Annotated in this window: 15 protein-coding genes; 6 read left to right on the forward strand and 9 right to left on the reverse strand. The window is 62.3% G+C overall.

The genetic code is table 11. The annotated features are described in order from the left end of the window. Positions 1-59: 59 nt before the first annotated feature. Positions 60-461: a lysozyme inhibitor LprI family protein gene (locus ACLEJR_RS26030; protein WP_440799508.1), complete on the reverse strand. Its 402-nt coding sequence runs from the start codon at positions 459-461 to the stop codon at positions 60-62. Positions 462-615: 154 nt separating this feature from the next. Here ACLEJR_RS26030 and ACLEJR_RS26035 point away from each other — a divergent pair, with 154 nt between their 5' ends. Further along, positions 616-1,074 (forward strand): SRPBCC family protein, encoded by a 459-nt coding sequence (locus ACLEJR_RS26035; protein WP_440799511.1) that lies wholly within the window; start codon positions 616-618, stop codon positions 1,072-1,074. 497 nt (positions 1,075-1,571) lie between these two features. Here ACLEJR_RS26035 and ACLEJR_RS26040 read toward each other — a convergent pair whose 3' ends face one another. Beyond that, positions 1,572-2,519, reverse strand: a complete 948-nt coding sequence (locus ACLEJR_RS26040; RefSeq protein ID WP_440817517.1) for an AraC family transcriptional regulator N-terminal domain-containing protein — start codon at positions 2,517-2,519, stop codon at positions 1,572-1,574. A gap of 199 nt (positions 2,520-2,718) precedes the next feature. Here ACLEJR_RS26040 and ACLEJR_RS26045 point away from each other — a divergent pair, with 199 nt between their 5' ends. Then, entirely contained in the window at positions 2,719-3,456 is a 738-nt protein-coding gene (locus tag ACLEJR_RS26045; RefSeq protein ID WP_440817518.1) for an SDR family oxidoreductase, read from the forward strand. 75 nt (positions 3,457-3,531) lie between these two features. Here ACLEJR_RS26045 and inhA read toward each other — a convergent pair whose 3' ends face one another. After that, a complete protein-coding gene (gene inhA, locus ACLEJR_RS26050) occupies positions 3,532-4,218 on the reverse strand; it encodes an isonitrile hydratase (RefSeq protein WP_440817519.1) in 687 nt (228 codons plus the stop codon). A 99-nt stretch (positions 4,219-4,317) separates the two neighbouring features. Here inhA and ACLEJR_RS26055 point away from each other — a divergent pair, with 99 nt between their 5' ends. Continuing rightward, positions 4,318-5,310, forward strand: coding sequence for a GlxA family transcriptional regulator (locus ACLEJR_RS26055; RefSeq protein ID WP_440817521.1), 993 nt, complete (start codon positions 4,318-4,320; stop codon positions 5,308-5,310). Here ACLEJR_RS26055 and ACLEJR_RS26060 read toward each other — a convergent pair. Together ACLEJR_RS26060 and ACLEJR_RS26065 are read right to left on the reverse strand one after the other, a co-directional pair. Further along, positions 5,279-6,181 (reverse strand): alpha/beta fold hydrolase, encoded by a 903-nt coding sequence (locus tag ACLEJR_RS26060; RefSeq protein ID WP_440817522.1) that lies wholly within the window; start codon positions 6,179-6,181, stop codon positions 5,279-5,281. The genes ACLEJR_RS26055 and ACLEJR_RS26060 overlap by 32 nt on opposite strands. A 28-nt stretch (positions 6,182-6,209) precedes the next feature. After that, complete coding sequence (locus tag ACLEJR_RS26065) at positions 6,210-6,587, reverse strand: hypothetical protein (RefSeq protein WP_440817525.1); 378 nt, start codon at positions 6,585-6,587, stop codon at positions 6,210-6,212. A 573-nt stretch (positions 6,588-7,160) separates the two neighbouring features. On the opposite strand from ACLEJR_RS26065, the gene ACLEJR_RS26070 reads away from it, so the two are divergent. Then, entirely contained in the window at positions 7,161-7,520 is a 360-nt protein-coding gene (locus ACLEJR_RS26070; RefSeq protein WP_440799532.1) for a DUF6124 family protein, read from the forward strand. Between the two features lie 180 nt (positions 7,521-7,700). Here the strand turns inward: ACLEJR_RS26070 and ACLEJR_RS26075 are convergent, their stop codons facing one another. Continuing rightward, entirely contained in the window at positions 7,701-9,524 is a 1,824-nt protein-coding gene (locus ACLEJR_RS26075; RefSeq protein WP_440817528.1) for a glycoside hydrolase family 15 protein, read from the reverse strand. Continuing rightward, positions 9,517-10,317 carry an SDR family oxidoreductase gene (locus ACLEJR_RS26080; protein ID WP_440817531.1) on the reverse strand — a complete coding sequence of 267 codons (801 nt, stop codon included), beginning with the start codon at positions 10,315-10,317 and terminating at the stop codon, positions 9,517-9,519. Before ACLEJR_RS26080 ends, ACLEJR_RS26075 begins: the two co-directional genes overlap by 8 nt. A gap of 158 nt (positions 10,318-10,475) precedes the next feature. On the opposite strand from ACLEJR_RS26080, the gene ACLEJR_RS26085 reads away from it, so the two are divergent. After that, on the forward strand, positions 10,476-11,648 hold the full coding sequence (locus ACLEJR_RS26085; RefSeq protein ID WP_440799540.1) for an MFS transporter: 1,173 nt from the start codon (positions 10,476-10,478) through the stop codon (positions 11,646-11,648). 144 nt (positions 11,649-11,792) lie between these two features. Here the strand turns inward: ACLEJR_RS26085 and ACLEJR_RS26090 are convergent, their stop codons facing one another. Together ACLEJR_RS26090 and tam are read right to left on the reverse strand one after the other, a co-directional pair. After that, a complete protein-coding gene (locus tag ACLEJR_RS26090) occupies positions 11,793-12,926 on the reverse strand; it encodes a cupin-like domain-containing protein (RefSeq protein ID WP_440817532.1) in 1,134 nt (377 codons plus the stop codon). A gap of 76 nt (positions 12,927-13,002) precedes the next feature. Continuing rightward, complete coding sequence (gene tam / locus ACLEJR_RS26095) at positions 13,003-13,773, reverse strand: trans-aconitate 2-methyltransferase (RefSeq protein WP_440817535.1); 771 nt, start codon at positions 13,771-13,773, stop codon at positions 13,003-13,005. 131 nt (positions 13,774-13,904) lie between these two features. On the opposite strand from tam, the gene ACLEJR_RS26100 reads away from it, so the two are divergent. Continuing rightward, positions 13,905-14,639: a thioesterase II family protein gene (locus tag ACLEJR_RS26100; protein WP_440817537.1), complete on the forward strand. Its 735-nt coding sequence runs from the start codon at positions 13,905-13,907 to the stop codon at positions 14,637-14,639. The last annotated feature ends 151 nt before the right edge of the window (positions 14,640-14,790 follow it).

Genomic DNA, 14,790 nt, shown 5'->3' on the forward strand with positions numbered 1-14,790 from the left:
ACAGGAAAGTTGAGCCAAGAAGATGACCTCTGCAGGCCATCTTTTTTACAACCAGGCTGTCAGGCCTCAGGCACTGGACAGCTCAAGTCCCCTTCCTTGCACTCGAGATAGGTCTTGAAGGCCTCGACCCGAGCTTTGGTCTGGGCGGTCATACAATCGGTGTAAATCAGCGGGTAGACACTGCCGCCCTCAACCCCTGAGGCGGAGAACTCGCATTCGGCATCCCGGAAACCGATCCACGCTCGTTGTGCCTTGACCAGCAGTTGCTTGGCTTTGGGATCGTCCTTCAAGCGTGCCGTGATCTGCTTGTAGAGATCGTTCAGCTCTTTATCGGCGGCTTTGTACTGTTGAGCTGCACACTGGTTCATCTCGCCTTGGGTGATGGCATTGGCGCAGTCGTCAGCCTCGGCAACGGTGGCGAGAAGCAAAGGCGCCAGGGCCAGGAGCAAGCGTGGGGACATGTGTTGGTTTCTCCTTGAGGGTAAAAAAGGCTGGGAGGAGTCTACATTGCGTCCTGCGCTTTTAAAGGGTACGAACGTTAAACTACGGTCTGATACAACTTTCCGGTTGGCCTCGTGGTCTTACAAGCCTACTGTTGAACACAGGAGGTGACCCATGCATTCATCCGACCGCATTGAAAGAAAGATCCTGCTCAAGGCGCCACGCTCTCAAGTCTGGCGTGCGTTGGCGAACGCCGAAGCCTTCGGCCAATGGTTCGGTGTCGCCCTTGAGGGCAAGCGGTTCGTGGCGGGGGAGCGAACCCAAGGGCAGATCACCTATCCCGGTTACGAACATCTCATCTGGGATGTGGCGGTGGAGCGCGTGGAGCCGGAACGGGTGTTTTCGTTTCGCTGGCATCCCTACGCCGTCGAGCCAGAGGTGGATTACTCGCAGGAGACCGAAACACGGGTGCAGTTCGAGCTCGAAGACATGGACGGTGGGACGCTGCTCAAAGTCGTGGAGTCAGGTTTCAATAGTATCCCGGAGGCGCGCCGGCTCAAGGCTTTTCGCATGGACAGCCGCGGCTGGGACGAGCAGATGACCAACATTGAAGCGTTCCTGAACCGGTCTTGACGGAAAATATCGCCTGCCAAGCCTGACATGGCTAAGGGTTTACGGAAGTGCGCTATAGCGAATGTCTTACACGCAATGGTAGTTATGTCGTCTGTTGCGCTTTGGATCCGACCAGTAATCTAGCCACATCCACTGAAGCACAGGGAGTGCTCAGGATCAGGGACGATCGACCTTGCAAGGATGGCTATCGACAGGGAGTCGTAATGGTCTTGGAAAAACCCGCTTCGGCGGGTTTTTTTTCGTCTGGCGAAAAGTACCGGAATCAAGCTATAGGCAAATGCTTACACGTCGTCGCTGTGTTGTCTTCTTTTCCCGGCGAGGCTGTGCGCCTAATCTGTGTCCATCCACTGAGTACAGGGAGTGCTTGGGGTCATGGATGATGGGACCAGGCAAGGAATGCCAGACAGGAAGTCATATCGGTCCTTGAAAAACCCGCTTCGGCGGGTTTTTTTTCGCCTATGAAAAAGTGTTCCACAGTCATGTCTGCCGGGAAAGGCTCAGGCGCTGCTCGCCTGCAACGCCTGCGCTCGCAGGCGAGCGATGTCTTTAGTGGGCGAGGCGCCAAACAAACGGCTGTATTCGCGACTGAACTGCGAAGGGCTTTCATAGCCCATCTTGTAGCCGATGGATGAGACGTCGCTGTTTTCCGCCAGCAGCAACCGTCTGGCTTCCTGCAGGCGCAGCTGCTTCTGATATTGCAGCGGACTCATGGCGGTCACGGCCTTGAAACGGTGATGCAGTGCCGAAGGGCTGAGGTTGATCATCTGCGCCAGGCTGTCGATGCTCAGCGGCTCGGCGTAGTGAGTGTTGAGCCACTCGATGGCTCGGCTGATGCGGTGGGTCTGGGTATCTGGAATGGCAATTTCATGCAAGCGCTGGCCTTGGGTGCCACGCAACAGGCGGTAGAAAATCTCCTGTTGGGCCAGGGGCGCTAGGGTGGCGATATCGTCCGGGCTGTCCAGCAACCGCAGCAAGCGCAGCACCGTATCAAGCAGTGGCGTGTCGATACGGTCCAGGAACAGGCCCCTTGCGGTTCGTGCGGCCGGTACGCCGCTGGGGCTGGTATTGGCGATCAGATTGCAGATCTGTGCAGGGTCGATGTCGAGACGGACACACAGGTAGGGGCGCTCGGGACTGGCTTCGATGACCTGGCCCGCCAAGGGCAGCGTCACCGAGACCACCAGGTAATTGAGCGGGTCGTACACATAGCGTTCTTGTGCCAGCCGCACTTCCTTACGCCCCTCGACGATTACGCACAGCCCGGGTTTATGCACGACGGGCAGGGCATCGGTCGGTTGGTCGCTACGGATAAGGTTCAAGGCGTCGATGGCGGTGGGATAAATGCCGTTTCCCGGGGCGAAGCGCTTTATCAGGTCCGCCAGTTCGACGTGCCGCTGACTGAGACCGGCATCTGGCGCAACCTGTAAGGACGTGGAAACCGACATGCCTAATACCTCCCTGGCCAATGAGTGAACGGCGCTAGTAAAGCCGATTGTATGGCTGACGACCAGAGGCGGTTCTGCGCTACAGGATCGTGCAAGTGGGCAGGAGAATCCGGCTAACCCTGGCATCGCTCGATTTTCTAATCTGGACCTGTCGAATCGCTCCTACCCGGAGTCAACACATCCAGACGAGGAAACCATCATGTCCGACATCCAAAACAAAGTAGTAGTGATTACAGGTGCCAGCAGCGGGATTGGTGAGGCGGCTGCGCGTCTGTTGGCCGCCCGCGGTGCTCGCGTGGTGCTGGGAGCCCGACGTACCGATCGCTTGCAAGCGTTGGTGCAGGAGCTTGAAGCGATTGACCGGCAAGCGGTCTACAAGGCCGTAGACGTGACCCGTCGCGACGATGTCCAGAGCCTGATCGACTTTGCGGTCGAACGCTTCGGCAGGGTCGATGTGATCATCAACAACGCCGGGGTCATGCCGCTCTCCAAGCTCGAGGCGCTGAAAGTCGAGGAGTGGGACCGCATGATCGACGTCAACATCCGTGGCGTGCTCCACGGCATCGCAGCGGGCCTGCCGTTGATGCAGCGCCAACGCAGCGGCCAATTCATCAACATTGCCTCCATCGGCGCTTATGCTGTCAGTCCGACCGCCGCCGTTTATTGCGCGACCAAATTTGCCGTGCGGGCGATCTCCGAAGGCCTGCGCCAAGAGGTGGGTGGCGACGTGCGGGTGACGGTGATTTCCCCCGGTGTGACTGAATCGGAACTGGCCGAAAGCATTTCCGATGAAGGTGGGCGCGCCGAAATGCGCGAGTTCCGCAGGATCTCGATTCCTGCCGAAGCCATCGCCCGGGCCATTGCCTACGCCATCGAGCAGCCGGCGGATGTAGATGTCAGTGAACTGATAGTGCGGCCTACCGCGAGCCCGTTCTGAGACAACGTGGCAATAAAACGGTGGCGAGAGAGAAATCCCTCGCCACCGTTTTTTATTGCTCACGAAGATTTTTCGTCAAGCCAGTTCCAACCGCTGCGCGGCCCGTTGCGTGATCTGCGAACGCACCCGGAACGACTCCGCCGTGCGCCGGTGGGCTTCTTCCAGAACGTGCGCTGGGGCGGTTTCCGGGCTGCCTGCGTCGAACGGCGGGGCCGGGGCGTACTCGAGTTGCAGCTGGACCAACTGAGCAATGTCCTGGTCGAACAGCTCGGCCGCCAGGGTCAGGGCGAAATCGATCCCCGCCGTGATCCCGCCGCCGGTGATCAGATTGCCGTCACGTACCACACGTTCCTTGACCGGAGCTGCCCCCAGGGTTTTCAGCAGGCTGTGATAGGCCCAGTGGGTGGTGGCCTGCTTACCTTTCAACAGCCCAGCGGCACCGAGCACCAGCGCGCCGGTGCAGACCGAAGTGATGTATTGCGCGTGGTTCGCCTGGCGTTTGATGAAAGCCAGCGTCTGCTGGTCTTCCATCAACGGCCCGACGCCGGTGCCGCCGGGCACGCAGATCACGTCCAGTGCCGGGCAGTCGTCGAATGTGATGGTCGGCAGCAGCACCAGCCCGGTGCTGGCGGTGACCGGAGCCAGGTCCTTCCAGATCAGGTGCACCTTCACATCGGGCAACGAAGCCAGTACGTCATAAGGGCCGGTCAGGTCCAGTTGCTGGACTTGGGGGAATAGCAGCAAACCGATCTGCAATGTCATGTCGTCTTTTCCTTGTAAATACTGCCCGGGGGTGGACGGCTTTACTTTAGGGCCGTAGGCTCTGGCGTACTCGCCAATAAGCCCACGAATTACGCCAATATGCCGAACCCGCCGAAAACTGTTCATGTGCTGGCTTTTCCCAACGTGCAAGTGCTCGACGTCACCGGGCCGTTGCAAGTGTTTGCCTCGACCAACGACCTGGCCCGCCAGCAAGGCTTATCGTTGCCTTACGCCCCGACGGTGATCGCGGCCTCTGGTGGTCCGGTGGTGTCCTCGGCGGGCTTGGCGTTGTTGGCCGAGCCGTTGCCGAGCGAAGACAGCGACACCCTGTTGATTGCCGGTGGCTGGGGGGTGTACGAAGCGGCAAAGGATCCGGACCTGGTGGCCTGGGTCAAGACGCATGGCTTGCGCTCGCGACGGGTTGCGTCGGTGTGCACCGGAGCGTTCCTGCTGGCCGCCAGTGGCTGGTTGGACGGACGACGGGTCGTCACTCATTGGACGCGTTGTGAACAGTTGGCCGAGCAGCATCCGCAATTGCGGGTCGAACCCAATCCGATCTTTATCAATGACGGTCCGGTCTGGACCTCGGCCGGGGTCACGGCCGGCATCGACCTGGCTTTGGCCTTGGTAGAGGACGACCTGGGCCGCGCCATGGCCTTGGAGGTCGCTCGGCATTTGGTAGTGTTCCTCAAGCGTCCTGGCGGGCAATCACAATTCAGCGTGACCTTGTCGCTGCAAAAACAGGGCGGTCGGTTTGATGATCTGCACGCCTGGATCGCCGAGAACCTGACCCGCGACCTGGGCGTGCCAAGCCTGGCGGCCCGGGTCGGCATGAGCGAGCGCAGTTTTGTGCGCCATTATCGCGCCGACACCGGCCAGACCCCGGCGCGGGCGGTGGAGTTGATTCGCGTGGAAACCGCTCGCCGGCTGCTGGCCGACACAGCGGTGCCGATCAAGCGGGTGGCGGTGCAATGTGGCTTCGGCAGCGAAGAAACCCTGCGCCGCAGCCTTCTGCGCGCCATGGGAGTGACGCCCCAGGCGTATCGCGAGCGATTCGCTCTCAGCCCTCAAGCAGATCCAGCAGTGCCTTGAGCGTCGCCTCAGGGGCTTCCTGTGGAATGTTATGGCCCACGCCGGCCAGCACGCGGCGCTCATAGAAACCGGTGAAGTGCCGGGCATCCTCGTCCTGTTCCGGCGCGGGCCCCACGCCGTCGTCGGCACCGCACAAGGAAATGCTCGGCACGCTGATCGCCGGTTGCTCCGTGAGTCGCTCCTCCATCCACTCCAGGGTCGGATCGCCGGGTGCGTACATGAAGCGGTGTCGGTAGGAATGAATCACCACCTCGACGAAATCCGGGTTGTCGAAGGACGGCGCGCTCAGTGGATAGAGCGCCGCGCCGCGCTTCCAGGTCGGTGACCACAAGCGCCAGAGCAATTCGCACAACTCGCGTCGGTTTTGCGTCAGGCCCTCGACACCTCGCGCGGTGTGGAAATAGTACTGATACCACAACCGGTGTTCGGTTTGAGGATCCAGCGGTTGCGTCGAATGGGGAATGTCCTGCAAGTTGTAGCCATCGCCGGTCACCAGGCAGCGAACGCGCTCGGGCCACAACGCCGCCACGATACAGGCCGCCCGGCCGCCCCAGTCATAACCGCATAGCGCGGCCTGAGGGATGTCCAAGGTCTGCATCAGGTCCAGCAGGTCCTGGGCCAGTGCAGCTTGTTGGCCGGAGCGCAGGATGGCGGGGTTGTTGAAGCGGGTCGGGCCGTAACCGCGCAAATACGGCACGATCACTCGATAACCGCGCTGGCCCAGGACCGGCGCGACTTCATCGAACGCCCTGGGATCATAAGGAAACCCGTGCAGCAGGATGACCGGCTCGCCCTCGGCGGGGCCGTGCTCTTCGTAGGCGATGCGCAGCAAGGGCGTTACCGCAAAGTTGATCTTGGGTGCTGGGTTCATGTCGGCCTCCGGCAATGCACGATGGCGCTCAGGCGGGTTCCTGATTCACGTATTTGGCCCGGTCCGGGGTGAAGGTCACGATCATGTTCGTGCCGGAGCAGGTGAGGGTGCGTTCCTGGGTCAGGTCGATGTCCAGGTCCTCACCGCGCAGGCCCTGCCATTGCGCGAGATATTTGAGACAGCCGAATTTCGCGTTCTTCTTCAGGCTGCGGCTGACGCCACCTTTCCAGCCCAGCACCGGCAGTTCGCCGGCCAGACAACGTTGCGCCAGTTCAGGAAACCGCCCGGCCCGTTCGCGGCCGATTTCCCAGCATTTGATCAAGCCTTTGTCCTGGCCGTCCCAGAGGTCTTCCCGGGACAAGCCTGATCGGGGGGCGGTGGTGATGGAGCGTTTTATGTGAGTCATGTCGAATCCTTGAGTCGGGTGTGACTGGGCAGCTCCGCTGCACCCGTGGGTGCAACGATCTTAGGAGGGGTTTGCGGGGCTGGCAAATTGAAACAGGGCGCAGATGATCAGTGGAGACGGCGTCCCAAATTGATTTTGTGAAGCGCAAACGCCCCGTGGCGAGGGAGCTTGCTCCCGCTGGGACGGTCCGACGTCTCGGGCGCAGCGACCCCAAGATTTTTGCGCCTGCTGCGCAGTCGAGCAGGAGCAAGCTCCCTCGCCACGGGGTTGTGTTCCTACAAAAAATTAAGCGAAGCGGAATTTTCCGACGAGTCCTGTCGGTTGTCGGTTAGGAAGGGGCGGGGATAGGCTTTGCCCGTCGTTGCAAAATCAGCGACCGGGCTTGGTCGCCTGGGTTTAGAATGGCGCACAATGCCGCGCGAGCGGCTGTCTGCTTTATGGCTGGCTGTGCGTGGGAGGGCTTCGGGCCCTGCCGGGTTTCCATTCCCTGGTCGACCAACCTGCGTACAGTTCGCCACCCCTCTGCTTGGTCGCGGAAACGGCGAACTCCACTTTTGAATGGAGTTATATGTCATGGTCAAAATCACCCCCAACCCTCCAACCGCCGAAAACCTCTCGTCCTACACCACCCTCGATTCCAAAGAGCACCGCGAAGCTGCCGAACGGGCGCTGAACATTCACTTGTCGCCCGACGCCCCAACCAAGCCCGACACCCAGGACGGACAGGTCTTTTCGGTCGCTCCGGGGCTGAGCAGCGAATCGGTGCTGACCAGCCTCAGCGAAACCCTGGCTTCGGCCAATGCGATGCTCAATGATTTTGCCTTTGATCTGGAAGGTTCGCGGCGTCATGTGGCGTTGGGGATTCAGCAGTTGATCGAACTGAGCACGCTGTTGGCTAACCGGGCATTGGATAACATCGAACCGACGTCCTGACTGATACACCGCTTCTGTGGCGAGGGAGCTTGCTCCCGCTGAAACGGTCCGACGCACCGGGCGTAGCGACCCCAGGATGTTGCGACTGCTGCGCAGTCGAGCGGGAGCAAGCTCCCTCGCCACGGGGGCCGCGCTTACAACACAAGAGCATTGTGTTCATCTGCAGGCGAGGCGACGTTCTCACGGCTGCCAATGATTCTTCTCCCCACTCAACTTTCGATCCAGAAAACTCGCCGCACTGATCAATGCCAAGTGCGTCAACGCCTGGGGTGTGTTGCCCAAGTGATAACCGTGGCTGTCGAACTCCTCGGCGTATAACCCCAGCGGGTTGGCGTAGCGCAAAAGCTGTTCGAACTCCAGCTGGGCTTTTTCCACGCGGCCGGCGCGGGCCAGGCATTCGACGTACCAGAACGAGCAGGCGGCGAAGGAGCCTTCGGTGCCGCTGAGGCCGTCGATGGGGCTGTCGTCGTTGCGGTAGCGGTAGACCATGCCGTCGCGCACCAGGCTTTTTTCGATGGCATCCAGGGTGGAAAGCCAGCGCGGGTCGCGGGCGCTGACGAAGCGCACCAGGGGCATCAACAGCATCGCGCCATCGAGGGCAGTGCTGCCCAGGCGCTGGACGAAATGCTGGTGTTCCTCGTTCCAGAAATTTGTCCAGATGTCCTCGTAGATCGCCTGGCGAGTCTCGTCCCAGCGAGCGAACGGGGCTGGGAGCGAGCGTTTTTCAGCCAGGCGGATGGCACGATCGACCGCGACCCAGCACATCAACCGCGAATGCAGGAACTGCTGTTTTTCGCCGCGCATTTCCCAGATGCCCACGTCGGCGTCCTGCCAGATGTTGCACACCTGATCGACCACATCGACCACGTGTTTCCAGCCTTGATGAGAGATGGCCTCACCGTACTTGTTGACCAGGTACACCGCATCCATCAATTCGCCAAAGATATCCAGCTGCACCTGCTGGTAGGCCAGGTTGCCGATGCGCACCGGTTGCGCGTTGCCGAAGCCGGCGAGGTGCGGCAGTTCGGTTTCCGGCAATTCGAGCCTGCCGTCCAAGCCGTACAGGATGTTCAGTCGGGTCGGTTGTTCGCAGCAATCGCTGACCCGGCTACGCAACCAGCGCATGTAGGCATTGGCTTCTTCGACAAAGCCCAGGCGCATGAACGCGTAGACCGTGAACGAGGCGTCGCGAATCCAGGTGTAGCGGTAATCCCAGTTGCGTTCGCCGCCACGGGTTTCCGGCAGGCCGAAGGTGGCCGCGGCGATGATCGCGCCATGTCTGCGCGAGGTCAGCAGCTTGAGCGCGAGGGCGGAGCGGTTGACCATTTCCCGCCAGCGGCCCCGATAGTTAGACTGGCCTATCCAGCCGCGCCAGAACGCCAGGGTCCGCTCCAGGCATAGCGCGCTGGCGTCTCCCTGGAGCCGTGGATCGTCGATGCCGCCCAGCAGGAACTCGGCGTCCTGGCCCTGTTCCAGGGTGAATTCGGCCACTGCCGTGTCGCCGTCCAGGGTCATGGACTGGTCGGAGCACAAACGCAGGCTCGGTTGCCCCGGCGCCTCGAAGCAGATATGTGTGTCGTCCTGGCGCGCCGTGGTGGCGGCCCGGGCATAGTCGTGGCGCACCGCGCAGCGCATGCGGAACGTCGCGCGGCCAACGGCCATGCGCACCTTGCGCATCAGCACGGGCAGGTCCTCCTCACTGTCGCCGATGGGTAGCAAGTCGGTGATTTCCACCACCACGCCATCGCTCAGCCAGCGGGTTTGCAGCACGTTGGTGTCGGGCAGGTAGATCTGTTGACGACGGGCCTCCGGCAGGTCCGGGGCGAGTTGGAAAATGCCTGCCTGGGGCGTGTCCAGCAGCGAGCAGAATATCGATGGGCTGTCGAATTCCGGCCAGCAGAAAAAGTCCACGCTGCCCCGGTCGTTGACCAACGCGGCGGTGCGCATGTCGCCGATGATGCCGTGGTTTTCGATCGGGCTCTGCGGTTCGTCGTGATCAGCCATTGCCGCGAAACCCCGGATAAAGGCTCATCCCGCCATCGATGAACAACGTGGTGCCCACCACATAATCGGACAGGTCCGACGCCAGCCACACCACTGCGTTGGCGACATCTTCCACATCACCTACGCGGCCATACGGAATCAGATCCAGCAGTTTTTGCCCCTGTTCACCCTCGACGACCTCGCGATTGATGGCCGTGCTGATGGCCCCCGGCGCGATGCTGTTGATGCGGATGCGTTGGTGGCTGGTTTCCTGGGCCAGGGACTGCATCAGCAGGTCGACGCCGCCCTTGGACGCGGCGTAATTGACGTGACCGGCCCAGGGAATGCGCTGATGAACCGAGCTCATGTGAATGATCTTGCCGGCGGCCCGGGATACACCCTGGCGAATCCCCTGGCGATTGAAAATCCGCAGGGCAGCCCGGGCGCAAAGAAATTGCCCGGTGAGGTTAGTGCCGATCACGGTGTTCCAGTCCTCCAGGCTCATGTCGACGGCGGCCGCGTCTTTTTGCAGGCCGGAATTGGCCACCAGGATGTCCAGCGTGCCGAAGGCATCGAGGGCCTTGGCGAACAGTTGTTCGACGTCCGCCTCCTTCGAAACGTCGGCACCGACGGCGATGGCACGGCCACCGCTGGCGTTGATTTCGCGGGCCAGGGCTTCGGCTGGAGCGGCGCTGGAATGGTAGTTGAGCACAACGGCGGCACCGGCGTCAGCCAGAGCCTTGGCGGCGCCGGCACCGATGCCGGAGCTGGCACCGGTCACTAGCGCGACTTGGCGGGCGAGGGAAATCTGCATAAAAAGCACCTTCAATGGACGGCCTTATTGGCTGACTGGCGCGAGGCGTGCAGAGTTCACTTGCACCCGACAGTCTTCACATTTGCACCACATCTTGGCGCTTCCCCCGTGACCGCCCTTTGTGGCAAGTTGCAGGCCCCTGTCGAGGCCCGGATCCCATGGCAAACCCTTATCGCGAACTGTTCAACGCTCCCGGCAGCCTGGGTTTCGTGCTGGCGGGGATGGTTGCGCGAATGCCGGTTTCCATGACGGGCATCGGCCTGATCACCATGCTTTCGCAGTTGCAGGGCGGTTACGCCCTGGCCGGTGCGGTGGCAGCCACGTTCGCCTTGGCGACCGCATTTTGCGCGCCGCAGGTGTCACGCCTGGTGGACCGTTTCGGCCAGGGCCGGGTCTTGCCGGTGGCGGCGCTGATCGGCGGCGGGGCGTTGTTGATGTTGTTGCTCTGCACCCGGTTGCAGGCGCCCCACTGGACCTTGTTCATTTTCGCCGCCTTGTCCGGTTGCATGCCCAGCATGTCGGCCATGGTGCGGGCGCGCTGGACCGAGTTGTATCGCGGCCAACCGCAACTGCGCACCGCCTATGCCCTGGAGTCAGTGCTCGACGAGGTCTGCTTCATCGTCGGGCCACCGCTGTCGGTGGGATTGTGCGTGGTGGCGTTTCCCGAGGCGGGGCCGCTGGCTTCGGTGCTGACACTGGCAATCGGCGTGACGGCGTTCATCTTGCAGCGCGCCACCGAGCCGCCGATCCATCCGCACCAGGCGCAGCACCAGGGTTCGCTGATCGGTTCCGGTGACATGCTGTTGCTGCTGTCGTTGATGCTCGCGATGGGCACCATCGTCGGCGTGGTGGATGTGGTCAGCGTGGCGTTCGCCCAGCAACAGGGGCAACCGGCGGCGGCAAGTATCGTGCTGTCGGTCTATGCCTTTGGCTCGTGCCTGGCCGGGTTGGCGTTCGGGGCGCTGCGCTCGAAGCTGCCGTTGCCGTTGCTGTTTTTGTTCGGGGGGATGGGGACGGGCCTGACGACGTTGCCGTTACTGTTCGCATCCAATATCACCGGGCTGTCGGCGGCGATGTTTGTCGCCGGACTGTCGTTTGCCCCCACACTGATCGTCGCCATGGCCCTGGTGGAACGCCTGGTACCGCCGGCCCGGCTGACTGAAGGCCTGACCTGGCTGGTGACCGGCCTGAGCATCGGCGTGGCGGTGGGCGCCGCCGGTTCCGGCTGGCTGGTGGACCACTACGGCGCTCGTGCCGGTTTCGGGCTGGCGATCCTCGCCGGGGCCGTGGTGCTGGGGGCGGCGGTGCAGAGTTATCGGCATTTGAAGTAGCCGGGCCAAACACAAACCACTGTGGCGAGGGAGCTTGCTCCCGCTCGACTGCGCAGCAGGCGCAACAATCCTGGGGTCGCTGCGCCCGATGCGTCGGACCGTCCCAGCGGGAGCAAGCTCCCTCGCCACAGGGGCAGTGTTCTCTTACCAACCCCGCCCCGAATTCACCCAGAAATTCACCGACAGCGAGGTGGACACCGACTCCACCTGGTGAAACCAACCCTCAGGCAAGAACAGCAAGTCCCCAGCCTCCAGCGTCACGCGCAGGAACGTCACGTCCCGGGCCTGGGGGAAGCGTTGGTAGTCCGGGGCATCCGGGTTGAAGTCGCAGCCGTCCAGGCCACCCTGGGGCGCGGTCGACCAGGTGCCGAGTGCCTCGCGGTGCTGGGGCGCGGCGAGGATGAAGCTTTTCTGGCCCCAGACCTGGGCGAACAGGTTATCGGTGTCGTCGCGGTGCAGCGGGGTCAAGGTGCCCTTGGGGCCGATCCAGATCCTTGGCGGTATGAACAGCGACCGGTCGAAGTAGGGCGGATAGTTGATCAGTTCCAGCAACTGCGCCGGCAGGATGTTGTTGCCCATATAGGCCGGCGGTACGCCGTCCGCACCTAGGGCCGTCGGGTTGTCCAGGGAGGCGATGAACGCCGCCATCGACGTGGAGCGGAAGTCTCGCTCGGTGGAAAAGGTTTTCTTCACGTAGTCGCCGTGGCGGGTGATGCCTTGCAGCTCGGCGAAGTGCACCAGGGATTCTTCGCGGCTGAGCTTGAACAGTGGCCAGTCCTGCAAGGCATCGCTGATGACCAGCGGGATGCCATGGGGCAGATAGCGGGCGCGAAACTCCTGCACCGACAACTCGCTGCGCGGTCGTCGTTCCACGTGGCGCTGGGTGGGCAGGCTGGCGGTGAGTTTTTCGCTGAATCGCGGCGGGGTGGGGTAGCGTTGGTTCATGTCGACCTTCGCCGCCACGGTGCTGCCGTGGCGGGCATGGTCGATGATCTGCGGCAGCAACGTCGCCAGGCCCATGTTGCCGCCGATCTTCAGGCGGCCACTGGCAAACAGTTCCTCGACGTTGGCCATGCCGGCCATGATCCCGAGAAAGTCCTTCTCAGCCACTTCAATGGTCACGTCAGGGCGCGGGTGCCGACCGGCCTGGGTGTGAGTACTGTCCGTGATCTGCGACCAGTACACCTGGTGCGAACCGAACACGAATTGGAAAACGCCTTCGATACCAACGGCGCTGGCGTTGGTAAACAGCTTGCCCAGGATGGTGTGCAGGTCCACGGTGTTTGCTCTTGTGGGGGTGGTTCTGGCAGGTAACGAGAACCTGAAGTAAAAATTTACCCCCCCACTGCAGAGCCTAACGCGTCGCCACCATGAATACCCGAGGAAAGGGCAGCAGCACCGTCCCATCTTCCAGCGCCGGATACGCTTGTTCGACCGCCCGCAAATAACGCTCCAGATACGCCTGGCGCTGTGCCTCATCCAGCGGCGTGAGGAACGGCCCCAAGCCACTGCCCTTGAACCACTCCACCACGCCCGCAGCACCGCCAGCCAGTGGATGATGGTAGGTGGTGCGCCACACATCGACCCGGGCGCAGTGGGGCTTGAGAATCGAGTAATAAGTCCTGGCGTCTTCCACCTCCGTGCGGCTATCCGCGGCGCCGGTCAGTTGGCTGGCCCACGGCCCGTCGGCGGCGATGTCCCGCATCAAGCGGTGGGAGGGTTGGTGCAGGGTGTCCGGCATCTGGATGGCCAGGCTGCCGCCCGGCGCCAGTTTGCTCACCAGCGATGGCAGCAGGCTGGCGTGGTCGGGCAGCCATTGCAGCACGGCGTTGGCGAAGATCACATCGAACGGCCCCGGCTCGTTCCATTGGCCGATGTCTGCGGTATCGAACGCCACGGCGGGCAGGCGTTGGCGAGCGGCTTCGACCATGTCGCTGGAGCTGTCCAGGCCGCGCACCGTGGCGCCGGGAAAGTGCTCCACCAACAGCTCGGTGGAGTTGCCGGGGCCGCAGCCCAGGTCGATGACCGAGCGCGCCTGTGTGGGCGGGATGGCGGCCAGCAGGTCCCGGGCCGGACGGGTGCGTTCCTGTTCGAATGCAACGTATTGTTTGGCGGACCAGCTCATGACGTTTTCCTTGGGTGGCGTGAATCGGATGCCGCCAGTATAGGATTGTGAGGCGGCGACATCGAATGCGACTAATTCGCTATGTTGCAGCTTCGTTATCTTTCATACACGACCGATCGGAGAAAACCGCAGTGACCCAACTGACCCTGCTGTGCCTGCCTTATTCCGGCGCCAGCGCGATGGTGTACAGCCGCTGGCGGCGTAAATTGCCGTCATGGATGCAGGTCCAGCCGGTGGAATTGCCGGGGCGCGGAGCGCGCTTCGATGAACCGTTGCAGACCGACATGGCGGCGCTGGCGCTGCAACTGGCCCGAGAATTGCGGCCGACGCTCCAGGTCCCGTATGCCTTGTTCGGTCACAGCCTGGGTGCGCTGCTGGCCTGTGAGCTGGCCCATGCCTTGCGGGAATTGGGATGCCCGCCGCCACTGGCGCTGTTTGCCTCGGGCACGGCGGCACCGACCCTGCGGGCCGACTACGACCGGGATTTTGCCACGCCGAAAACCGATGCTGAGCTGATCGACCAGTTACGCACCCTCAACGGCACCAGCGAGGAAATCCTGGCCAACGAAGAACTCATGGCCCTCACCCTGCCGGTGCTGCGGGCCGACTTTCTGCTGTGCGGTCGTTTCCAGCCGCGCCTGCGGGCGCCCCTCGATTGTCCGGTGCACGTGCTCGGCGGCACCACCGACAAGGCCACCACCGAACAGTTGATGGGCTGGCGCCGGGAAACCTCGGGCAGCTTTTCTCTGGACATGTTGGCCGGTGGGCATTTTTTCATCCATGAGCACGAGGCCCGGGTGCTGCGGCTGATCAAGGATCAGTTGAGCGGGCATCATCGGCGCCATGGCCTGGCGGCCAGCGCTTGACTCCCTGATTCACCCAGCCCCGCTGTTGTGGCGAGGGAGCTTGCTCCCGCTGGGTTGCGCAGCAACCCCTACCAGGCGAGACGCAAGTTTTTCCGAGCCTGGAAAATTCTGCGGCTGCTGCTCAGCCGAGCGGGAGCAAGCTCCCTCGCCA

The sequence above is a fragment of the Pseudomonas sp. SMN5 genome, from assembly GCF_052041925.1.
GTDB lineage: Bacteria > Pseudomonadota > Gammaproteobacteria > Pseudomonadales > Pseudomonadaceae > Aquipseudomonas.